Here is a 20,854-nt window from a genome sequence, read left to right on the forward strand (position 1 = left end):
GCTGTTCATCAATTGACTTTTCATGATTATTCAAAACTCTTCCCACTCTTCCCTCTGCATTTTCTTATGTCTATATTCATCTTTGTACTCTAGGCTTACTTATTCAAGATTCAATTCTTCTCTCAATGCCTTTTGAAGCATAGCCGAGAAATTGACGTTGTTTTCTTTCCCTAATTGTACTAAATAATTTGGTAGTGTAACCATTTTATTGACTGATTTATTATCCTCCCTTCTCCTAGCGGAATCCGTGTCCACCTCGACGTATTGAATAAAATCTTTCCCGCTGATGGAATGGTTCAATTGTTGAAAATCAGATGCATCAGGAATCACTTCAGCATCGTCTTCAGCAACTAACAAAAAACCTTCCAAAACATCTTTAGCCATATGAATAGCATCCGCTATATCAGTTCCAAATGTTACGCATCCTAGAAGATCGGGAAAGGTAACATTATAGGCATTTGATTCATCTTCCCATTCAAATTTAGCTACGTACATATATTTAGGCATATTACACCTCCTTGTTTAGTAGCAACACTTATTCAAGAGACTGGCAGCTTATTTTAATAAGCACGCCAGTTTAAAAATATTTCTCTCTGTACCGATTGGGATATCATCTTTTGGATGCGGAACTGGAACTGTACCGGTTTTTTGAGGGTGTTTATATATATAATGACTACCGTTTGTCCTTTTCCATACCCAACCATCGGCTTCTAATATTTTAATGATTTCTCTTGATTTCATGTTGCCCTCCTTTCTGATATCCCTAACATAACATATGCCAAAACATATGCAAATAAACTTTGAAGAAAAATTAAAACTCTTCTCCTTCTCCTTTGTGCATTCTTTTAACTTTCCCTTGATGTGTAATAATTTTATATTCTCCGTGTGGAGGAAGCTCTCTTAATTTCACTCTTCCATCACAAATCACGATTACACAACTGTTTGGTATATGCATTGTGTCAACTTCTAAAACCATTGTACTCGGATCTATCTTCAATTCTTGTAAATTCACCAGGACCCCTCCTTGTGTTATAATCTGTCTGCTGGGACTGGAGGAATCCGGTCTTTTTTATTTGCTCAAATCTTGTACCCGATCGCCCTCATCATCTTTTCACTGTCCGCTACATAAGCCGCTTTAAACTCCGGAAAAGCATCAAACAAAAACCCTTCATAATCCAATCCAAAGTAGTCACAGTACCGAATGACGTCCTGTAAATCTGCCCTTTCGACGCCAATTTCCAAATTCATAATGCGTTCACGATACATTTTCAATCCCGCCGCCAAGTCTTTCAGATTCAATCCTTCATGCGTTCTGAGGAATTTAACCTTTTCAGCGATGTGTTGGATCTTGCGATTTTCTTCTGGATTCATTCCGTCCCCTCCAATGCTTGACGTGCTTTCGCAATAAAGCTATTTGCGTATTGGTCCGCATACTCATATCCTTCGCCCACTGTTTGATGATTTGCGATGTACTTCAACGCTTCACGCAACCGCTTGTTTTCTTGCAATATTTCAACGTGCTGGGCATTGGTATAATTACGTCCCTCTGGTGCATGCTTTTCTATAATCATCTCCAACTCCTGCGCCCGTTCGATTACCCAATCAAAATCATTCAGTACCTTTTCTCCATTTTGAAATTTCAGTATCCCGTCTTCTCCTATGAAATTTCTTGCATGCAGTACCGAGTTTTTCGTAGTCCCCAACCGTTCCTCATTCGCTTCAGTCATTCTCACTCACTCCTCCTCAATTCACCATGCCGAAATATCCTAATCTGATTAGACTTCGCAAACAAAACCTCATACTGCCCTAGAGGTAAAAACTTCACAATTCGCCCTTCGACCCCTCATACAATTTGAGATAGTAATAATCCTCAACTTCTTTTTCCTCCACATTGACGACAACCTCAACCGTGTCACCAAGCTCAAACGCTATTGCTGGCACATCAAATATTGTTAGTTGCTGCACCACTGGCATCACACCTTAATTTCTTTAGATCATAAACAAACGATTCAAACTTACGCTTATTGAATTTATACAGGCGAGCGATTGGGTCACCCGTTTTGTTTTGACCAGGTCCATCAACCTTAAGTCGGTTTTTACGGACACTTAAATCTCCGTTGCTATCAAAATCTCTGTCATAGTACTCCGCGTAATCAGCTCCAAAACTATCTGCCTCTTTTGGTATGAAGCTCTTCCAAGACTCTAGAGCAATCTCTTCCATGTATTCAACAAAACACTCAAACGCTTCTTGGGTGAACCTGTAGCTCCGTTCTAGCTCACTCCGCTGGATACTAGGCGTCGTATCTACCCACCAAGGGAATGAATATCCATCAATACTTAAATCTGTTTCACGCAAGAAAAATACAGCTGATTTTCGATGACGCACAATAAGTTGCTCGCCATTTTTATCTGTAAAAATACGTTCTTGCATGTTCCTCACTCCTTCACAAATCGTTTGGCATACCGCAACTGCTGATGAATATACGGATCATTCTCATTTCCACCGCTCCACATCCAGTCACCGGTGCGCCTTTCAATATCTTTCAGCACCTCGAATGGTAATTGCGGTAATAGCTTGATTATTTCTTGATATGCGGTCACTTGATCACTCCTCTAGTTGCACGTCGCTTTTTTACCAGTATCTTCACACCAAAACTTTTATTTGATAGATTGTAAATATAGAAAAGGGGGGTATTACCTATTCGACTCGCCAAGCTGAGTGATTCTAATTTTTTCACTGTATTCAGGGGATGATCTAAGTTTTGTTCCCTCTTGTGCTTCGGTCGATGGCTTTAGCCACCTGGCTCGCAGACAATTCATTTTCGTAATATAGTCGATAGATTTCTTTAAGTTCCGGCCTTTTTAAGGGCTTTTTTTATTGCGCTTTATGGTCGGACTGAGTGATATTTCCCCAAAAATCTATTAATTTCTCCTGTAATAACGGATATCTTTTGTGTATCCTTATAGAGAACGAACGTTTCGGAACTTAGGAGGTTATAAATATGGATAAGAAAGCATTGTTAATTATCGATGTACAAGTTGGAATGTTTTCCGATGAAAATCCCGTTTATCACGGGGAAAAACTACTCAAAAATTTAAAACAACTACTATTCAAAGCCCGTGCTACTAATACGCCTATCTTTTATATCCAACACAATTCCCCCGTTGGAAAACCATTAGAACACGGCACAAACGGATGGAAAATTCATCCTGACCTTTCTCCAACTGAGATCGATATTTTAATTCAAAAGACAACACCAGACTCTTTTTTCAATACCAATCTAGATAAAGAACTTAAAAAACAGGAAATTAAACATTTAATTATAACTGGTATTCAATCTGAGGTATGTGTAGATACAACTACCCGAAGAGCATTTAGCATGAAGTATGAAGTAACACTTGTAACAGATTCCCATAGTACATGGGGCTCTGAAGAATTAACTGCACAACAAATCATTAACCATCACAATCAAGTACTGAGTTGGTTTGCTAACACAAACGAAACTAGTGAAGTAGAATTTTAATTTGCAAGGCAGCTCTATTGCTGCCTTTTCATTACTATTAATCTTTATAAGTACTTTTTCTTACTCCTCTGTTTGTGACAACTGTGGTATTTGAAAAGTAGAGACATCACACCTATGTGTCTTCGTTACATTTGCAACGGTGTGGATTACCTCGCTCTTTCACTTCCACAACTTCCAACCCTCTTGCCTCTTGTCATACAGTTCCTTTTGCAACAAAGGCTCATATAACCAAACCCGCTGGTCCTTTTCCCACCGATACAACAAACGCCACACGCCGTTCACAAGACGTCAACGTTTTCTATGGCCGGCATTTCTCCTAAGCGCAAAATTGAAATCTCTTTCTTTTTTTCAAGTTGCTCATCAAAATTAATTGTTCGCTCGATTATCTTTTTAATCCGATTGCCGACATGTCCAAAAAACTCCAACGAACCTTCTTTAGTGGCTGTTACCACCATGGTCCCGAGGTCCAGCGGGATATCAAATATCTTCATGCCGGATGTTACTTCTGAAATGTTGATATTTTTACTGAGCGGAATGGCACAGAATCGGTATTTCCCCACTTTAATTTCATGACCAACTGCTGATTCCCATTTTTCAAACGCTAGATAAAAGCGTTGCGCTTGCTCGTTTACTGTGACCTTCATACCCTCATCTCCCTTAAAGTGATTTAAGATAATGCAGCACGTACCCTTTTTCACTTTTCACTAAATCACAACGCAAAATCATCTCCGTGTATGGAATGGACTTCCTGCCACCATTTCTAGCATCCTCCCAGTAGAGCTCCAACAGTTCGAAAGGTAACAGGTATACTTCATCCACCTTGGTAAAAGAAACGAGCAAGAATGACTGCGCGCCTTTCTGATGCCAAGATTTCAACAACTCATACTGATGTCCCGAAATGTTTTCTAGCGGAAAACTCGTCTTGCTAGATGTTTCCTTTGCATCGAATACGATTGCCCTACCATCATGAACACCCGAGTAGTCCACCCATTCCGGTTTCATTGTGTACCCCGTGACTTTTCCGGCTCTGTTGCTTTGAATTTGCACGGGCGTCGGGATCTTTCGAATATCCGCAACACCCTTATTGCGATACTGTTGATTCGTCATGTCTATCAATCTTTCAAGCCCTGCACCACGGTTTGCATGGGATGGACTGTATGTTTTTCTCAAACTGCCACCCCCGACTGAACAACCTCATCAAGCGTGATTTGGATTTTCTCAAACTCCGCATCTTCAGCAGCCTGTTTTTTCTTGCGGACTGGACCATAACCATCATCAATCGATTTCTGCGTTTTCAGCTTTCTACCGCATCGATTACATGCACTCATCCTTTTTCCTCCGTTCGTGATAAGCCCTAGTACCTTCCCCAATGCGTTCCGCTTGTTCTTCCAACGACATCTTAGGAGTGTTCAACGCTTCTTCTCTTGTCCACCCTTTGCCAATGCGAGCGCTAACGAGATTCATATGATTTGCAGACAACCCATTTTCCTTTGCAATTTCACGTTCTTTGTCAGTCCACCGATTCTTTTTAGCGATAACTGGCGCATGTTCCGTGATCAATCGATTACCAGAAAAAAGTTCGAGTTTTTTTCCTTAGCTCGTGATTTTCTATTCGTAACTCCGCGTTTTCCTGCTGCCATTGCCATTCAATATTCACAGTACTCACCCTTTCAAAGTTTCACTAGACTACTAACAGAGCGTACAATGTTGTTTTCCATCGATTCTGAGCGCCCTATAGTTGATTTGGTGTATTCATTCACTACAACCAATTAGGGACGTATATGGAACTGGTGTGCTAAATTCAGTTGTAAAGATTACACTGTATCCAATTCTAATGACCGCTGTTGAAATCCGAACTCCGCAGCTATTGGGTTAATCCAAAGCACTTCCTGCCTTTTAGCCCCGGCTTCTGCCGTCACATCCCGCGTTATGCGTTTCCAACTTATTAATCGATCGTCATAAATCGGATGCGCATATCCGGATAAAAGAACGGGTCCTGGATGTGCATCTAAGACTTCAAGTAATTCAACGTGGTCTTCAATCGTCATTTCGTGTTTGTAATGCCGTTTCGTTCGGGTTTCAATGATGTACGGTGGATCCGCATAAATCAAAACCTCTTCACGTTTGTATCGCTCGATTAATTTAATAGCCGGCTGACTTTCGATTTGCGCCTCTTTCAGTCGAACAGCAACTTTCAATATCTTTTCAGGGAGCCTGTCCCATTCTTTGGCTGTATCTGGACCATTTGAGACTATCAAGCTGCGCCAACCTGTCCGATCGCTCGTTTTAGCACCAATGGCTTGCCAGCATCGGACTAGAAATCGTCTGGCTAATTCGATTTCACTTGTGCAGGGATCCGGATCCAGATAAGACTTGTAATATTCTTCTCGAGAAAGTGGCGTGAATCTTATTTGCTGAGCCAATTCCGAAGGATTATCACGAACCACCTTGAAGAGATTCACGACGCTACTATCAAGGTCATTTATCGTTTCGATGCCCGAACGTTCTTTGTTGAAAAATACCGCTCCGGATCCGAAGAATGGTTCCAAATACGTTTTGTGTTCTGGCATGTGACTGATGATCCATTCGGCCATAGACCATTTGGAGCCAGGGTAATGCAGAATTCTTGTCATTCCGTCACCTTCTTCAGCTGCTCATTCGCCATCTGGATACCGAGGTGATAAGCGATAAACTCATTCGGCAACTGCCTACCGAAATCTGAAATCATTTCAAATTCTTCGGCATCAGTGTCTTCATATTCGTGATAACACCTCCACGCCTCATGCTTAAATACCGCTTCGTTGCCATATTCGAAAACCGCACTTCGTAAGTCACGGTGGATATCCTTCGCTGTTTGGACTCCATCTTCGTTATCTTCAAGATCGTGGATACTTTCAGCGAGCCATTCGTCAAGTTGTCTATAAGCTTCTTCGTCGTTGAAATTCCAACGATCACGAGAGCTGCACGATAATTTCTTCATGAGATAACTAAGATTCACTTTCTCAAAACTTTCGATTGTCGCACGCCAAGTAAGGGAAAATACCGCATCTCCTATATCGCCCGTGATGAACAACGATGATCCCGAGAAAATATATCTAACTGAGTAGAACGACGTTCCCGGCTTACTCCAATCAAGAAATGTCACGCCTCCATGTTCAGTTACTGTCGCGACATGATCCTTGAACCATTCGTTCCGGATGTATTCCCGTTCTTTTTTAATACGCTCCATTACGAGTTCACCGCTTCTCGTACCGCTAGTAAACTAACAAGAGAGCGATAGTCCATACTGGACAAAAATTCGTCGTTCGGACCTCTTGTAACACCATGCCCAAAAATCAATTCTTCGCAGATGTAATCTCTTTCAAGTTTCCTCACGCCGTCATCGCCTCCACTTCGCCAAGTTCAGCCATGAGCATCTTCACAGCGCCCTCCGGTGTAGTTCCTGCTGCTATGCGCAATTCGTTGAGCAATGAGTTGAATTGTCGTTCCAGATGCTTGTCCTTGCATCCTGTGTTGTTCCACGCGCCCGCTGTTAGGATTAGTTTGTTGATGATGTGCTTAGGCATTCTGATTCCCCCTAAATTTCATATTTTTTAATCCGCTTATCTGTCGTATCATCAAATTTAATTACGAATATATCTTTCATAATCCGAGAAACGAGCCTGGCATCATACATGCTTACCAGTTCTTCTCTCGTTAAGTTTGTAGTTACGATTGTTGATTTGTCTTGTCGTGCATTTGTTACAGCTTTCAGGATTCGCAATACAAAATCCGTAGCAACCTTTTTCGTTCCAGATCCACCCACTTCTGCTCCAAGGTCATCAAGCACCAAGTAATCAACACCGGATAGCAGCTCTATGAAATACCGTTCGGAATAACGACTCTCTTTGTTGTCGTAACTGTCACGAATTAACGAAAGCATTTCTTCGATTTCAACGTACAAACAACTTTTATTTTTACTGCCCGACTCATTTAAGTTTCGTAGAATCGACATGGACAGGTGACTCTTCCCAACTCCCGGATCACCCGAGATCCACGTGGTGAAAGTTTCACCCTCTTTATATTCCGTAAATGCCTTAGTTGCTTTTTCTTTGTTATCAATCTCTTCTTTTTTTACAGCTTGGTAGTTTGTGAAAGACGCATTAAGAAGTTCTGAGTCAGTCACAATGCTTTGATTGTGGAATACGTTGTACTTGCGTCGACCCATTGCACGCTCAATTTTCAAGTCTTCTTCGTCGCTCAATTCCTGTGTGGTGCGATCCCTCTCACAAATCGGACAGAAAATTTCGCCATCGAACGTTATTTTCCTGATTTCTTTCGTGTATTCTTTTCCGTTCGCCTGTACTTTGTGTTCGTAACAGATTTCAGAAGTTGATCCCATCCGCGTATTGTTTAACCGGTTCATTACGTCTGCTATTGCCTCCACTCGATGCACCTCCTACTTCGTATTCATCGTTGAAGTTTTCACCGTTTAAGAATGTGTAAGGATACTTGGGATTAGGAGCGAACTCACCACTAGCTCTCAACGCTTCCAAGTGATTCTTGTATCTTATAGAGCCGCTTATGATTTCTTCATGCTTATTCTTTTTCAGCAAACTCTTATATTTCGTTCGGCATTTCTTTTTGTCTCCGACTTTGTGAGCGTAAAGATTCCACCACTCTTCGAAAAGATCATCAGAAACAACAGGAGCGTTAGCGACATCGCCCTTATTACTTTCTTTCTCTCTTTCTAGTTCTATATCTAGTTCTAGTTCTGTTGCATTACTTTGCGTTACAGGTAACGTTACATTCGCGTTACCTACTCCGAGCCGCTTGTTTTCACGATGTTTCGCTACTCTTTTTCTACTTTGTTCACGGATTTTATCCAACCCCGCAACGTTCTGATGCTTCTCCCAATTTTCTATATTAATAAAATGATTGTCATCAATATCGATCATTCCGAACTGCTTGAAAATACCTAAAGCCATCCGGACTGTGTTAAGCGGTCTGCCAAAAATCGTTGCTAACATTTCATCCGTATAAGGGATGTTTTCGCTCAAATAAATGTAGCCGTTCGCATTCGCTTTTCCTGCTTGCGAGAGCAACTTAACCCAGATAATGAGGATGGTATCGGCGTCCGGCATATGTTCTATCAGTTTTATTTTTTCATCCTCAAACATCTGCGTACTTAGCTTTATCCATTTAACATTACTCATGGTTAATCACCCTTCTTTACGTTCTTTAAGGAACGAATACTAGTTTTCCAGTCAGTTCTTGCACTTCTTTTTTGAATAACGCTTCATCCGAATTACTATGCGACAAATGTAATAAATGAATCTCTTGAACTTTTGACAGATCGTTAACCTTCAAAAAATCAAGCACGTTTTCAAGTGAAAAGTGACTGCTCATAATCCGCTTTTTTAGAAATTCGTGCACACGTCCACATGTAACATTCGCGTCTAAAATCGCTTTTGAGTAGTTACATTCCAACATTAGGTGTGTAATCCCACTAAATTTGTACCTGCAATAGTACGAATCTGTGAGAAAAAGTAGTTTTCCGCCGTTTTCACTCGCTAAAAGGAAGCCAAATGGTTCAGAAACATCATGTTCCGTGTCAAAAGGAAGGATAATCCACGTGCCTATTCGAAATTGTTTCTTGTTTTCCACTACTTTCACACGATGATGATCAATTCCTAGTGCGTTTTTCGTGCCTAATGACATGTAGATATTCAAACCACGGTCTGCAACCTCATTGACGGCTTTACAATGGTCTTTATGCTCGTGTGTAACCAATACGCCCGCTATGTCCGAAGTCTTGAAGTTGAGTGCTTTCTGTATGCTTTTGAACGATATCCCGCACTCCAAGAGGAGGGGGGTTATGCCATCTGTGATCCAGTAGCAATTCCCCGTACTTCCTGTTGCAAGTGTATTGATCTCAATCAATTAAAATCCCGGACCGCTAGTAGTGATTGGCTCTGGTGCAGGTTGCACTAGTGGTTCCGAAATGATTTCTCCTGTGCTTACGTCAATATCTTCCCTAGGTGTTTCAAAGGCTTCCGGTTGAATATCTAACGATTCCGTATTTGCATTTTCTTTAATTTCGAATTCTGGATTGATCTCTTTTCTTTCATTCTTTTATTCGTTTTCAGTTGTATTGTTGATTGATTCAACCAAGAGGTCACTGTCGTCGCTAGTGTTAATAAACCCTTTTGCTGCACGGTTGATTACGGTACGTTTTGCCATCTCCTGCGGGAATTTCTTGTGTACTGCTTGTTGGGTTTTTGATTGACTCCAAGAAGCATCGATTTCCTTTTTGGTCATGACTGTCAGTACTTCTTCATCACCAGTTTGTACAATGGCATACGCGCCGATGATTTCCTTGTCTCGATTTTCAAATGCCGTTTTATGACTCAACAGTTTTTCTCGGCCGCGATCATTTTCGTATTCGAAAACATCATCTTGGTATATTACGTTTGCCCAAATGTCTTTGACGTTGTTTAAACGTTTCAACACGGCTTGTGTGCCGAAGTACGAACGATTCAGTTTGCATGTATCACCATATTTGATGAAGTAGCATTGTGTTTTTGCGGGACTTAGACCTTGTGTCACCATATCCAGTAGTGCGTTTGCTACGGACGCCTTGGAACAAATCTCGAGTAGATTTCCGCCGGCATTATTAGATAGTGCGAAGAATGCACTCTTTAGGGCATTGCTGTGGTTGTAGTTCGTCGGTAAAACTAAACCCTCTTCCTGCAAACTTATTAGGGCATTGTTGACGTCGTTTGTAATGTCTTTTTGGATTAGTGCTACTGATTGAGTTGGCTCTTTTGTCATTTATTTTTCCCCCTATTAGATATTGAATTTCTTGATTGCTCTCGAAAACGTATACTCTTCCCCTGTAAGCTTTTTGTACCAGTGTTTGTTCGAAAGATAGACTTCAGGCCACAGCCCTTGTGTCTTGTCTTTCGATGTATCCCACGCCGTTAGGTTTCTTGCTATTACTTCTGCTAGTTGATTTAATTGTTTTTGCATATCGGGCGCTGATGCTATAAGACATCTGTCTGCGCCACTAAAAATACTTTCTGCGACTAATTTGCCGCCATAATAATGAATATCTGTAATTCCTGTATTTTGATCAGGATCTGTTACGACGGTGTCTCGATTGTTTCCTAATCTCCATTTGCCGGGCGTGTGAGTCATGCCGCACCATCCTCTTCAATGGCTTTTTCAATCCGCAACTGCTTGTCCTGTTCAGAAACAACCAAGCTGATTAACTGTGAATCCGTATCAATCAATTGGGTAACTGCCTCTGCATTGTCGACGAAGATAGGAGCTCTAATTCCGAAATGCTCCGTCAGTGTGTTGATGATGTCGATACCAACGTTGATACGTGCAGCATTGTTCAGGCCACTTGAATATGGAACTCCGTCAAACGTCGTCTCGCAGATCTCTTCAATACCGCCATTGATGTTCGTTTTGAAGAGATTGAACCGCGCATACTTGAATTTCGAGTTAATCTTTTCAGTAAGCAATTCAACTTTTGAACGGATAAATTCTTCTGTAAGGAACAATTCTCCTTCCAACTTTTCAAATTCTGTTGCCAGCTCTTTTTGCTGTTCTTCGAGTTCTGCAATCCGCTTTTCAGATGCCACTACTTGGGCTTGCTGTGCGATTTGGGTATTGAGTTCAGTACGTTTAGCACGAAGACTCGCCACTTCTTTTTCGACGCTTACAATGGACTCCTCAGCGTTTTCATTGAGTGACTTAATTTCATCATTCAGCTTCACTTGTTCTTGCAACTTAGATTGATATTTAGGATCTTGACGGGCATCTTTAACAGCTGCTCTAAGCGTGTCTAGTACAGCTTCTAACTTCGATACAAGCTTCGCCTTATCGTCAATTTGAGACTGGGCATTCTCCATCGACGCCATTAGTTTTTCCATCTGTTCGAGAAGTTCTGTTTTCTTTTCAGTTTTCGATTTCCCAAGGGCATTAATTTCTTCAAGTTTGTTTGATTTATTTAGATTGAATTTAGATAACGCCTTTTCTTTAGCTGCGGTAACTTCTTCTTTTGGTAACGATTGACCACACGTTGGACATTCGCATTCAGATTCATGTTTAAATTCAAGTGCATTTTCAATGGCCCACTTTCCGCGCAGGTCAATGAGTTGGTTATCGATTTCCGTAGCATCTCTATGGTTACTTTGGATTTGGTGCTTTGCGTCTTCCTTTTTACGTTCCAAAATCGCAATGTTCGATTGCTCTTCTTGAATCTTCGCTTGCACCTGGTATCCTTTTTCAACCGACTCGGATTCAAGGTCACGCTTTATGGCTTCAAGATCCATTTCAACTTGTCTTAATTCATTTTGTTTACCAGTGATGGCTGAACCGTTTTTAATGTTGTTAATCTGTGTTGCATGTTCGTCCAGTATTATTTCAATCGCCGCAACTTCTTTCTCTATAGAAGGAACGTCAATATTTACTTCCGGTAATGAGTTGTTGATTTCATCAATTCGTACAGGAATACGGTCAAGTTCTTTATTGATTTCAGCTCGACGTGATGCAATGACCTTCCGATGGTCCTCAATCGTGCGACCTTTTAGGATGGTAGGAAGGTTTTTCAATGCGCTGTTGAATGCAAGGACATCTTCCTCTTCAACATCGCCGCATACTTCTAGCAACGTCGCTCTACGCTCTTGCCACTTCATCTGTTCATTAAAGAATGTTGGTGATGTGAGGAGCTTGAATACTTTTTCTTTTACGATTGAATCAATCTTTTCCGCATACTCTTTCTTTTTAGAAGGTACGCCGTTAATGAAATAATCCGTATCATGGCCAGTGAATTCCGCAACAGGAGCGCCGCGTTTCTTGGTCCATTTTTCATGAAAGACTCTTCGTAGGGAAAGGGGTTGTCCATCGACGTGAAATACTGCTTCGGCTTCATGGTCCAGGTTGTTGATTTCCTTGCCCTCTTTCAGTGTTTTGATACCAAAGTCAGCACGGTTGTTACTGTCTTTTCCGAATAGCAGGAAGACAAATCCGTCAAAGATAGTTGTTTTGCCAGTTGCATTATTTCCGAAGACTTTGAGGTCCAGTCCGTCTGCGCCAAGTTCGAATTTCTTGATACCTTTGAAGTTTTTAAGCGTTAAATTCATCAGTTTTAATTCTTTCAATATGTTCTCCTCCTTTGATTATCTGTAAATAATTGTTTTCTTGCGTCCGAACTTACCCAAATCACTGAGTTTAACCGCGTAAGATTCGCTTCTGTCTAATTCATGTAACTTCCAGTGGCTTTCCCAGAACCTTTTATTACTTTTAATAAGTTCTGCTTCTGTGTATTTTTCGCACGCGTTAATGTCCATTTCATAACCGCTATAGGATCGTTCTACACGGTCCTCCGTTTGACGCCCCCAGAATAAAAAGTAATCCTTCTCATGCGACCATTTCCACGAAAGTAGAACGTATTCTCTTTCTGTGCTAATACCCAATGCGTTCCCTCCTTGTCATTTGGGGGGATCTGCGCTAAAATAGCGGTAATAGAATTTCTCAGAACCCCGAACTCGCTGTTACTGCAGCGGGTTTTATTTTTGTCCAATTTCCTTTTCAAGTTCATCTATCGCTATCTGCTCTTCACATTCAACACAGCGTTGTGGTATCCGCATGCATCACCCAAGTACACTCCGCACCCTTCACAAAACTCACCTTCAAGCATCATTTCAGCGTATTCACCCATCAGATTGCCTCCTCATAGTGAGTTACTTCCGCGGATTTCCGAATCGAGTAGATACTCATTTGACCCCACAACTCTACAAAGCTTTGAACCGCCAGTAACGCATCATCTTTTTCCGTGTGAATAATGTACGGGGCTTCTTCTTTCATCGAACGGATTTCCCATTGCCATGATCGCTTCATTCTTCTTCATCCCCTTTCAATGGAATTTGTCTCGGCTCCCAATCCCTGATTTTGAGTTTCAGCTTTAAGCGACACTCCACACAAAACGAACGATTCTCAATCTGTGCAAAGAACACAACTTCAGCTAGCTCGAAATCTTTAAGGCATTCACCGCAATACTTGCTGAGTGATCTTTTCATTCCTTATCACCCTGTTCTAATTGCCATGTTGCATACTGCCACATAGTCCCAAGTACGAATGCAAGAACTGGTGCAAAGTAGAGTACGATTTGACCTTTTTCTGCTAATGTCAGCATTCTGATTCTCCTTTCTGTAATAGATGGTTGAATCCCATCAAAAAGCGCCGGAAGCTAAGAGGAGGAATTATTTGCCGTACCCCCGACGCTTTTTGATAGGAGCCAAGGCTCCGTATCTGTGCTATAATGTTGTTACGAGATAGTTTCAAAGTTGCCGATTGACATTCCAGTGTCTGTCGGTTTTTTTGTGTCTAAAATCGTTAATCAGATGTACTGTAATACCTTTTGCTATCAGCTTTTCGTGAAGTTTTTGCATTTTGCTTTTCATGTAGAACCTCCTAGAATAAGAAACTTATGATTCCGCCGACCAGTGTGGTTAACATCTGAGTTAGTGCCACTAAATCCACGCCACACACAATAGCGGCAGTCGCTGCAGTTACTTCGTGAAGTTGCGTGACTTGTAACCAGCGAATAAAATCAGCTACTTTCAATTCCACTTTGTCGTTCTCAAGTTTTGATATTTTGCTTCTAGGCATAAACATCAAATCCGCTATTTCTTCTTGGCTGAATCCCGCATTTAATCGAGCTTGTCTAATTACCTTGCCGAATTTCATATCGCTCTATCCTCCCGTGAATGTTCTGATTTGGAACATGTTCGTATATGGAACAGATTTTTTATTTGAATCTAGTAATATAATTAATGAAGGAACGAGTTACACAGCAAGAAAACCCCTCCTTGCAACCTCGATTTACAACCTTCGGAACTAAGGGGCTTGCCCGCCCCTCTTCGTTTTATTCAGCCAACCTCAAGTGTTGCTGGCCATTTAGCTTTTTAATCTCTAACCTCAAAGCTGTGTCCGGCGACCATTCTTGGATAAATTGTAACGACTCTTCAAAACGAACTTTTGGTAACTCTCCGTATCTAGGAATCTCAAAGTATTTTTTGAAGTCTCTCCAAAATTGCTGAAATGCCTTTCTACCAATCTCCTTATATGCTGCCGATTCGATGCCACCCAGACATTGCATTACCTTGCCGCGAGCATTTGCGCCGATACGCTGCTCTTGTGGTCCATTAATCCGCATGTGATCCTTCAAATACTTCACGTCCGTTTCGACTACTTCTAAGCGTTCTTCTTGTTCAAGCGCTGATTGTAATAGAAGCTTTGTATTGCTTGGTTGTGATAATTGCCTTTCCATCTTGTTAAATCGCTCGATATACTCAACAGCGAATTTCGTTCCTTTTTCACCAGTCATGCGTGTTCCGAAAAGTTCGCAACCTTTTTTTGTTAAGTTGAAGCTTGGTAACTCTTTGTTTTGGCTGTTTGTGTATGTTGATTCGATGAAGTAGGACTCACCAGTTTTGGCGTCACCTATTTGAGTAATGATATTGCGAATATCACGAATCACTTTGTCGTGTGCCCGTCCCACCATTTCCGAAACTTCTAAACTTGTTAATGTGTGTGATAACAGATTCATCCAACATTCCTCCTTTTAGTAGGATTAAGGAACTTCATTGATTTCAACTTCGCAATCCGTACAACATTCCAGAATTTCATAACCGCCAACGACTTTTGTATCTTGGTCATCTTCACGACCACAGAAAGTACATTTGTTCATCTAGTTCCCTCCTATATAGAAGATTTATGAATCCCTATACCGTGCGCCTGTCAACGCGTTTTTTTTTATTCCCATTCATCCATGATTTGTTTGATTACTTCCAGTGACTCTTTATAGAACCAAAATCGCTTGCTGTTCGGCTTCTGCCTTTGAAGAACCCTCATTCGTGAATCACGCAAAATTTCTGCTTCCAGAAACGTTTTACCCATACACAAGCGTTTTGACATTTCGTTGATGTCCCAAACGAACATGATTTCACGAAATGACTTTTCTAGGTTTTCTTGAATTTCCTTTTTGATAAATTCTTGGTCAATCACAGTATTGATTTGGACGACTGACACGTCGCTCCCTCCCTTCTCTTATTCACACCCAAAGGTCAGCATTCGAAGTCAATGACAATTTAACTCTGTTTGTCGCTCGCTCCGCGGAGGTCAATGTCGCAGGTGGCTCGTTCGAATGCTCACGATTGGGTGTGAGGTAATGAAATCTCTGTTAAATTACCGATTCGGTAATTACATTTTCAAAAAAAAGCTTCCCAATAGGTACGTTTAAAATTGCCGCAATACGAGCAATGTCTTCTGCACTCATCTTACGAATACCTCGCTCTTTATAGTAATAAGCTTGATAACCTTCATAACCAAGTTGAATCGACATTTCTGCTGTAGAGATATCTTTCTCGATTCTCATTCCTCTAATGAACGGTAGGTTTACTACACCGCGATTCGACAAGTTGATCGCCTCCTTTCAATTACCTTATCGGTAACTCTAGATTCAATATTCATTACCACTTTGGCAATGTCAATCATTTTATTACCTTTTAGGTAATTTTATTATTTACCAATGCGGTAAGTGTTAGTATAAACAGATAACTATAAATTGAAGGTGGAATATGATGTCTATATTAGGTAACAGAATTAGAAACCTTCGGGATTCGGAAGATATCCAACAGGTGGATTTCGCAAAGAAGATAGGTGTTTCAAACGTGGTTTTATCTCGTTATGAATCAGGTGAACGAAAACCTGACTATGAAACACTCATAAAAATTGCGGACTATTTCGATGTCACCACTGACTACTTATTAGGTAAAACCGAAACCCCCGGAGCGCAAAATACTGTTACAGTTTCCGGCCAAGAAATCAAACTCTCTATTGAAGAGTTAAAAGTATTTGAAGAACTAAAAAAACACCCTATCATGTTCCACGACCTTGCCACGGACCCGGAAACGAAAGTAAAAGAGTTAATTAAGCTCTATAAAATGAAGAAAATGTTCTTGGAAGATGATAAAGAAGAATATGGCGATGGATTTGGGGAGTTAGAGGATTAGATGTTAAATAAAGATACACTATATTTCGAAGTAAATAACCATTTTCACGCCGCACTTGCCATGATTAGGTTAAGTAATCAATAATTATCCAATCTCCTCCTAGGGTTTGAATATCGACTTGCGGCTATAAAGTCAGGTTTATAAATGCTTAATTAGGTAGAGTTATGAGGAATCCAGCGCCGGATTTTGAGGTTAAGTGATTATATAGAGGAAACCCAAAGGCTGTGAAGACGTGCAACTAAGAGAAATAAATACCAGAACTGACGATTGGGAACTTCGGGCAGAGAAAGTCCTCTCCCACTTCCAGTATGAGTTTCCGGATGAAATTGATATGCATAGTATCTGTTGGCGCTATGGCATCAAAGTAATGCCCCTAGATGTTCCTTTCACAGAACAATATGTAGACTATGAAGTAATCAGTCACCTAGAATCCTTTTCTATACCTAGTTCAAAAGCTAGGCGTGGAACAATCTATTTAAAAGAAAATCTTGGCCACATCGAAAGGAAATTACTTTTAGCAGAAGAGTTCTGTCACCTATACGCACACAATGCATCACAACTGCCGATCGATACATACAGTTTGGCCAAGCTTGAAAATCAAGCGAAAAGGATGTCTGCCTACCTTTTGATGCCAGCCCGATTTATCAGTACAGTTTATGATGCAGCACTAGATGAAGCTGTTTTAATATCTGATATTGCGGATCATTTCGTTGTAACAGAGGAATTCGCGCATTACCGAATGGAACTGATATTTAATCGCAGGGTGGATGCCCTGATGACGCATAGAGGCGCATTAGGAACGATTGAGTGGCTGAATAAGGATTATTAGTACCCGCCCTAACTTGGGCTTTTCTTTTAATTTGATACAGAAATATTTACCTTTTTAGCGATACATATGTACCACTCGTATAGTTATTTCGATATAGAATTGATGATATTAAATTAGGTAGTAAAATTAGGTGGATTTTATTTACAACTAACATTCAAGTTGTTTAAGCACCTACATCGGGAGTCAGGAAACGAAATTTCTTACATTTTGATGATTTACGGCTGGAAAATCAATCACACGGTTATTGAAGGAAGGAGTATGCAATTTAACGGATCCACTAAACCACTTACCTTTTCGTTCTTTATTTCAATTTGAATAGGATAAAATAGTTATTCCTTTAGGTCTACCTCAATCAAATACTCAATAAGATGAGTAATAGAAAGGGTTTTGCAGATGGAATTCAAATCTTTAACTTTACCTCAATATTGTCCGCCAAGTCATGCTATTTCACAAGACTTGGATTTAGTCTACAGATTCACCGATTATAGCGAAGTTTCCGATGCTGATTTTTTAACTCATATTGAAACCGGACAGTATAATCCTAAAAAACATAACGAATGCGAAGCTAATGCTGTTTCATTCTTTGATTCCATGACAACCATGACTAATTTGCAAGATAAACATCCTTATTTTAGAAGGAAGAATATAGCAAGTGGTAAGATAACACAAGAATGTGGTATACATATAACAAAAGGAACCCATATTAATTTATGGCTGTTTAAGAATGTAGATATGAAAAAAAAATTTTTAGGAGAGGAAGATGAGTCATGAAAATCAAAACATATAGCAATTTTGATGAGTTGCAAATTGTTCATATTTTTGATATTTACGATTTCCCCCTTTTCTACATTTCAAGATCACCTAAAAAGGAATATTATATGAATTTCTTCGTAGATGAAGATGAAGAAACACAAAGCACAACTTGGTTCTTCTCACGAATAACTACAACTGAATTAGACAATATAATATATCAGCGCATTTCTAGTCTGAGCCTTCTAGATAATTTACTAAACCAAGATCGCCTTAATAAAATATGGTTGCAAAATAACCCTGTAAATTTAAAGTCACAAATTAAATTCGAAGAAGTAACGAAAGAAAATAAGGTTAATATGGAATTCCCTCAAAAGCATTTTGTTGCTGAATATGATTATGCGAATGATACAAAACTATATAAAGTTGAAAAAACAACAATAGACAGCGGCAAATTTAAAATCACTCTAAAAGATAAAACGAACAGTCATGACCTTCCCATAGATACATTTATTGATTTATGTACATTTATGAAGAAATCTGTAAATAAAGCTGCTAATCATATTGTGGAAAGTTTAGATAATATGCGACGCCATTCCGAAGAATTAGTGAGTCTAAAAGTGTCAGCTATCCAACAATCTTCATTTGCTGTTTGGTTTACAACTGATGACCATGACTTGTTTGAAATTCCGGATAAGTCACTAAACATATTCGTGGAATTTCTAGACGACATAACCAAAAGAGATTCTGCTATAATTGAGGAGAAAATTGATATTGATAAGATTTATTCTTTAGAAATGGTCAAAGAAACAAATAAGTTCCTTAAAGAATTAGTTAAAGATGAATACTCTTTTTCCATCGATGCCAAAGAAAAACCCTTATTAGGTGAAGATTTTAATGAAAACAAAAAAATCACTTTTGATAAAAATTCATATCATAAACTGGCTGAAATCGACAAAATATTAAGAAAAAAGAACGAGTTGAAGCAAGAAGTAATTAAGATTGAAGGTATTTTAACTTCAGTCAATATTAAAAGCAATAATTTTAGAATCGAGAGAAAAAACGCTCTTGATATATACGGAAAGTTCGAAAAAACTCTTTACAAAGAACTAAAAAAATATAGTGACAAACAATTTATTATACCAAGCACTATCGTTGCCGAAGTTTTAAAAATATCTAAGGTCGATCATATTGAAGAAATTAATGACGAGAAATATCAGTTAATTTCATTCACACAAGAAAAGAAGTCCATTCATTAATCCTATCCCGCTTTTATAAAAGCGGGATTTCCTTTACACAAAGATTAGAACGTACGTTCAAAAAAAGTAGGTGATGCCAATATCTATCCCCCACCGTGCGCCTGTCAACGCAAAAGGGAGATAAATATATATGACAAAAAGTAAGACGAAGAAACCAAAGAAATACCCCTCAAAGAAAGAACCTGAGGTATTTCATTATTTCAATTCCGATGGTGAAAAATTATGGGGGTTTCGCCACCGTTACTATGATGCACTAAAAAACCGCCGTGAAAAACCAAAACAAGGATTTTCCTCGGAAACCATTGCGATTAGAGAGTTGTTAAAAATCAAAACTGATTTAATTAACGGCAATGTAAAACGAGTAGATCATTCGAATATTACCATTTCAGAATGGGTGGACATTTGGTTTGAAGCCAATAAGAATGACTGGGAAATCAGTACACTCGTACAGCGCGAACAAGCGATCAGACTCAATATCAAGCCGTTACTTGGAAAGGAAAAGTTAATAACACTAGAACGTACCACGTACAAGCAAAAGTACATTAATGCGCTGTCAAAGAAGTATGATCCAGGAAGTGTCCAACTCTATCACAACCTCTTCAAAATCATTGTTAATGCAGCTGTCGAGGATGAAATCCTTCCACGGAACCGATTCAATAAAATAACAATCTTAAATGATAAGAAGAACGAAAACTTTTTTAGTCCCGAAGAACTAAAGGCATTTCTTACTTTCGCTAAAAACCATGAGAGTATCACGAATTACACTCTTTTATTAATTCTGGCCTACACTGGAATGAGAAGAGGAGAAATGTTGGGACTTCAATGGAATAATATAGATTTCGAAAATAAGACAATCACAATCGAGCGAACTCGTGATTACCATGGAGTTCGTAAACCAAAGACGAAAAATAGCAATCGGACAATCTTTGTCGACGACTCCCTATTAAACCAATTGAAGATGTATAGAATATGGTGTAAAAAGATCATGCTCACTTATGGGAAACGATGGACGGAAACAGATTACGTACTGACATCAGAAAGATTCGGAACTCCCGTTAGTGAAAAAGCTGTTTCAAATCCAATTAAACGCATCGTTAAGGAAACAGGAATGAAGTCTATCACCCCGCACGGTTTAAGACATACTCATGCAACAATTATGTTGAGTAAAGGTATTCCTCTACAAACTATCGCAGATCGTTTAGGGAATACTCCTATGATGATTTTAAGAGTGTATGGGCACTCATTAAAAGAGCTAGAAATAGAATCGGTAAAAACCTTTAATGACGCAATAAATTATTAATTCTGGGAGACATACTGGGGGGACATTAAATTTAACACCCTCCGAAGCCCTAGAGTATAAGCCTTCTTGCTAATAGGTTTTATTACGTGCTATAATGGGAGCATTGTGAATTTAGGAGGATTTTG

At 39.7% G+C, this 20,854-nt stretch carries 36 protein-coding genes; 6 read left to right on the plus strand and 30 right to left on the minus strand.

The features are described 5' to 3' along the window. Positions 1 to 99 precede the first annotated feature (99 nt). The 8 genes from MKY15_RS19810 to MKY15_RS19845 form a co-directional block, all read right to left on the minus strand. Complete coding sequence (locus tag MKY15_RS19810) at positions 100 to 507, minus strand: type II toxin-antitoxin system HicB family antitoxin (RefSeq protein ID WP_342538348.1); 408 nt, start codon at positions 505 to 507, stop codon at positions 100 to 102. 48 nt (positions 508 to 555) lie between these two features. Next, a complete protein-coding gene (locus tag MKY15_RS19815; RefSeq protein WP_342538349.1) occupies positions 556 to 741 on the minus strand; it encodes a type II toxin-antitoxin system HicA family toxin in 186 nt (61 codons plus the stop codon). 70 nt (positions 742 to 811) lie between these two features. Next, complete coding sequence (locus tag MKY15_RS19820) at positions 812 to 1,012, minus strand: XtrA/YqaO family protein (protein ID WP_342538350.1); 201 nt, start codon at positions 1,010 to 1,012, stop codon at positions 812 to 814. Positions 1,013 to 1,077: 65 nt separating this feature from the next. Further along, positions 1,078 to 1,371 (minus strand): helix-turn-helix transcriptional regulator, encoded by a 294-nt coding sequence (locus MKY15_RS19825; protein ID WP_342538351.1) that lies wholly within the window; start codon positions 1,369 to 1,371, stop codon positions 1,078 to 1,080. Next, positions 1,368 to 1,727 carry a hypothetical protein gene (locus MKY15_RS19830; protein ID WP_342538353.1) on the minus strand — a complete coding sequence of 120 codons (360 nt, stop codon included), beginning with the start codon at positions 1,725 to 1,727 and terminating at the stop codon, positions 1,368 to 1,370. The genes MKY15_RS19825 and MKY15_RS19830 overlap by 4 nt, the downstream gene beginning before the upstream one ends. Positions 1,728 to 1,821: 94 nt before the next feature. Continuing rightward, positions 1,822 to 1,968: a hypothetical protein gene (locus tag MKY15_RS19835; RefSeq protein ID WP_342538354.1), complete on the minus strand. Its 147-nt coding sequence runs from the start codon at positions 1,966 to 1,968 to the stop codon at positions 1,822 to 1,824. Continuing rightward, positions 1,943 to 2,431, minus strand: coding sequence for a hypothetical protein (locus MKY15_RS19840; RefSeq protein ID WP_342538355.1), 489 nt, complete (start codon positions 2,429 to 2,431; stop codon positions 1,943 to 1,945). The genes MKY15_RS19835 and MKY15_RS19840 overlap by 26 nt, the downstream gene beginning before the upstream one ends. Before the next feature lie 5 nt (positions 2,432 to 2,436). Continuing rightward, complete coding sequence (locus tag MKY15_RS19845) at positions 2,437 to 2,601, minus strand: DUF6877 family protein (RefSeq protein ID WP_342538356.1); 165 nt, start codon at positions 2,599 to 2,601, stop codon at positions 2,437 to 2,439. A gap of 401 nt (positions 2,602 to 3,002) precedes the next feature. On the opposite strand from MKY15_RS19845, the gene MKY15_RS19850 reads away from it, so the two are divergent. Further along, complete coding sequence (locus tag MKY15_RS19850) at positions 3,003 to 3,524, plus strand: cysteine hydrolase family protein (RefSeq protein ID WP_342538358.1); 522 nt, start codon at positions 3,003 to 3,005, stop codon at positions 3,522 to 3,524. Between the two features lie 278 nt (positions 3,525 to 3,802). Here the strand turns inward: MKY15_RS19850 and MKY15_RS19855 are convergent, their stop codons facing one another. From MKY15_RS19855 to MKY15_RS19960, 22 genes are all read right to left on the minus strand, one after another. Beyond that, complete coding sequence (locus tag MKY15_RS19855) at positions 3,803 to 4,168, minus strand: hypothetical protein (protein WP_342538359.1); 366 nt, start codon at positions 4,166 to 4,168, stop codon at positions 3,803 to 3,805. A 13-nt stretch (positions 4,169 to 4,181) separates the two neighbouring features. Further along, positions 4,182 to 4,694, minus strand: coding sequence for a Holliday junction resolvase RecU (locus MKY15_RS19860; RefSeq protein ID WP_342538360.1), 513 nt, complete (start codon positions 4,692 to 4,694; stop codon positions 4,182 to 4,184). Further along, on the minus strand, positions 4,691 to 4,852 hold the full coding sequence (locus MKY15_RS19865) for a DUF6011 domain-containing protein (protein ID WP_342538361.1): 162 nt from the start codon (positions 4,850 to 4,852) through the stop codon (positions 4,691 to 4,693). Before MKY15_RS19865 ends, MKY15_RS19860 begins: the two co-directional genes overlap by 4 nt. Further along, on the minus strand, positions 4,839 to 5,084 hold the full coding sequence (locus MKY15_RS19870; RefSeq protein ID WP_342538362.1) for a hypothetical protein: 246 nt from the start codon (positions 5,082 to 5,084) through the stop codon (positions 4,839 to 4,841). Before MKY15_RS19870 ends, MKY15_RS19865 begins: the two co-directional genes overlap by 14 nt. 254 nt (positions 5,085 to 5,338) lie before the next feature. After that, positions 5,339 to 6,157, minus strand: coding sequence for a DNA adenine methylase (locus MKY15_RS19875; protein WP_342538363.1), 819 nt, complete (start codon positions 6,155 to 6,157; stop codon positions 5,339 to 5,341). Further along, a complete protein-coding gene (locus MKY15_RS19880; RefSeq protein WP_342538364.1) occupies positions 6,154 to 6,753 on the minus strand; it encodes a hypothetical protein in 600 nt (199 codons plus the stop codon). The genes MKY15_RS19875 and MKY15_RS19880 overlap by 4 nt, the downstream gene beginning before the upstream one ends. Further along, the gene (locus MKY15_RS19885) at positions 6,753 to 6,899 is read right to left on the minus strand and encodes a hypothetical protein (RefSeq protein WP_342538365.1); all 147 of its coding nucleotides are present in this window, start codon (positions 6,897 to 6,899) and stop codon (positions 6,753 to 6,755) included. The genes MKY15_RS19880 and MKY15_RS19885 overlap by 1 nt, the downstream gene beginning before the upstream one ends. Beyond that, positions 6,896 to 7,090, minus strand: a complete 195-nt coding sequence (locus MKY15_RS19890; RefSeq protein ID WP_342538366.1) for a hypothetical protein — start codon at positions 7,088 to 7,090, stop codon at positions 6,896 to 6,898. Before MKY15_RS19890 ends, MKY15_RS19885 begins: the two co-directional genes overlap by 4 nt. A gap of 11 nt (positions 7,091 to 7,101) precedes the next feature. Continuing rightward, entirely contained in the window at positions 7,102 to 7,950 is an 849-nt protein-coding gene (locus MKY15_RS19895) for an ATP-binding protein (protein WP_342538367.1), read from the minus strand. Beyond that, positions 7,889 to 8,719 carry a phage replisome organizer N-terminal domain-containing protein gene (locus tag MKY15_RS19900; RefSeq protein ID WP_342538369.1) on the minus strand — a complete coding sequence of 277 codons (831 nt, stop codon included), beginning with the start codon at positions 8,717 to 8,719 and terminating at the stop codon, positions 7,889 to 7,891. Before MKY15_RS19900 ends, MKY15_RS19895 begins: the two co-directional genes overlap by 62 nt. Positions 8,720 to 8,744: 25 nt before the next feature. After that, positions 8,745 to 9,446 carry an MBL fold metallo-hydrolase gene (locus MKY15_RS19905; RefSeq protein ID WP_342538370.1) on the minus strand — a complete coding sequence of 234 codons (702 nt, stop codon included), beginning with the start codon at positions 9,444 to 9,446 and terminating at the stop codon, positions 8,745 to 8,747. 192 nt (positions 9,447 to 9,638) lie between these two features. Further along, on the minus strand, positions 9,639 to 10,337 hold the full coding sequence (locus tag MKY15_RS19910; RefSeq protein ID WP_342538371.1) for a RecT family recombinase: 699 nt from the start codon (positions 10,335 to 10,337) through the stop codon (positions 9,639 to 9,641). Positions 10,338 to 10,352: 15 nt separating this feature from the next. Further along, a complete protein-coding gene (locus tag MKY15_RS19915) occupies positions 10,353 to 10,703 on the minus strand; it encodes a hypothetical protein (protein ID WP_342538372.1) in 351 nt (116 codons plus the stop codon). Further along, positions 10,700 to 12,676 (minus strand): AAA family ATPase, encoded by a 1,977-nt coding sequence (locus MKY15_RS19920; protein ID WP_342538373.1) that lies wholly within the window; start codon positions 12,674 to 12,676, stop codon positions 10,700 to 10,702. Before MKY15_RS19920 ends, MKY15_RS19915 begins: the two co-directional genes overlap by 4 nt. Before the next feature lie 18 nt (positions 12,677 to 12,694). Beyond that, complete coding sequence (locus MKY15_RS19925; protein ID WP_342538374.1) at positions 12,695 to 12,991, minus strand: hypothetical protein; 297 nt, start codon at positions 12,989 to 12,991, stop codon at positions 12,695 to 12,697. A 244-nt stretch (positions 12,992 to 13,235) separates the two neighbouring features. Next, the gene (locus MKY15_RS19930; protein ID WP_342538375.1) at positions 13,236 to 13,415 is read right to left on the minus strand and encodes a hypothetical protein; all 180 of its coding nucleotides are present in this window, start codon (positions 13,413 to 13,415) and stop codon (positions 13,236 to 13,238) included. Next, positions 13,412 to 13,594: a hypothetical protein gene (locus MKY15_RS19935; protein WP_342538376.1), complete on the minus strand. Its 183-nt coding sequence runs from the start codon at positions 13,592 to 13,594 to the stop codon at positions 13,412 to 13,414. Before MKY15_RS19935 ends, MKY15_RS19930 begins: the two co-directional genes overlap by 4 nt. 261 nt (positions 13,595 to 13,855) lie before the next feature. Continuing rightward, positions 13,856 to 13,978, minus strand: a complete 123-nt coding sequence (locus MKY15_RS19940) for a hypothetical protein (protein WP_342538377.1) — start codon at positions 13,976 to 13,978, stop codon at positions 13,856 to 13,858. Between the two features lie 10 nt (positions 13,979 to 13,988). Continuing rightward, the gene (locus MKY15_RS19945) at positions 13,989 to 14,264 is read right to left on the minus strand and encodes a helix-turn-helix transcriptional regulator (protein ID WP_342538378.1); all 276 of its coding nucleotides are present in this window, start codon (positions 14,262 to 14,264) and stop codon (positions 13,989 to 13,991) included. A 178-nt stretch (positions 14,265 to 14,442) separates the two neighbouring features. Next, the gene (locus tag MKY15_RS19950; protein ID WP_342538379.1) at positions 14,443 to 15,126 is read right to left on the minus strand and encodes an ORF6C domain-containing protein; all 684 of its coding nucleotides are present in this window, start codon (positions 15,124 to 15,126) and stop codon (positions 14,443 to 14,445) included. Between the two features lie 206 nt (positions 15,127 to 15,332). After that, the gene (locus MKY15_RS19955) at positions 15,333 to 15,608 is read right to left on the minus strand and encodes a hypothetical protein (RefSeq protein WP_342538380.1); all 276 of its coding nucleotides are present in this window, start codon (positions 15,606 to 15,608) and stop codon (positions 15,333 to 15,335) included. A 151-nt stretch (positions 15,609 to 15,759) separates the two neighbouring features. Next, positions 15,760 to 15,996 carry a helix-turn-helix transcriptional regulator gene (locus MKY15_RS19960; RefSeq protein ID WP_342538382.1) on the minus strand — a complete coding sequence of 79 codons (237 nt, stop codon included), beginning with the start codon at positions 15,994 to 15,996 and terminating at the stop codon, positions 15,760 to 15,762. 163 nt (positions 15,997 to 16,159) lie between these two features. Between MKY15_RS19960 and MKY15_RS19965 the strand changes: the two genes are divergently transcribed. The 5 genes from MKY15_RS19965 to MKY15_RS19985 all read left to right on the plus strand — a co-directional run bounded on the left by MKY15_RS19965 (position 16,160) and on the right by MKY15_RS19985 (position 20,729). Then, positions 16,160 to 16,591, plus strand: coding sequence for a helix-turn-helix transcriptional regulator (locus MKY15_RS19965; protein WP_342538383.1), 432 nt, complete (start codon positions 16,160 to 16,162; stop codon positions 16,589 to 16,591). A 232-nt stretch (positions 16,592 to 16,823) separates the two neighbouring features. Next, the gene (locus tag MKY15_RS19970) at positions 16,824 to 17,420 is read left to right on the plus strand and encodes an ImmA/IrrE family metallo-endopeptidase (protein WP_342538384.1); all 597 of its coding nucleotides are present in this window, start codon (positions 16,824 to 16,826) and stop codon (positions 17,418 to 17,420) included. A gap of 393 nt (positions 17,421 to 17,813) precedes the next feature. Next, entirely contained in the window at positions 17,814 to 18,191 is a 378-nt protein-coding gene (locus MKY15_RS19975) for a hypothetical protein (protein WP_342538385.1), read from the plus strand. Beyond that, positions 18,188 to 19,429, plus strand: a complete 1,242-nt coding sequence (locus MKY15_RS19980) for a hypothetical protein (RefSeq protein ID WP_342538386.1) — start codon at positions 18,188 to 18,190, stop codon at positions 19,427 to 19,429. The genes MKY15_RS19975 and MKY15_RS19980 overlap by 4 nt, the downstream gene beginning before the upstream one ends. A 130-nt stretch (positions 19,430 to 19,559) precedes the next feature. Next, positions 19,560 to 20,729, plus strand: a complete 1,170-nt coding sequence (locus MKY15_RS19985; RefSeq protein WP_342538387.1) for a tyrosine-type recombinase/integrase — start codon at positions 19,560 to 19,562, stop codon at positions 20,727 to 20,729. The last annotated feature ends 125 nt before the right edge of the window (positions 20,730 to 20,854 follow it).

This window comes from Sporosarcina sp. FSL K6-1540, assembly GCF_038620285.1.
GTDB lineage: Bacteria > Bacillota > Bacilli > Bacillales_A > Planococcaceae > Sporosarcina > Sporosarcina psychrophila.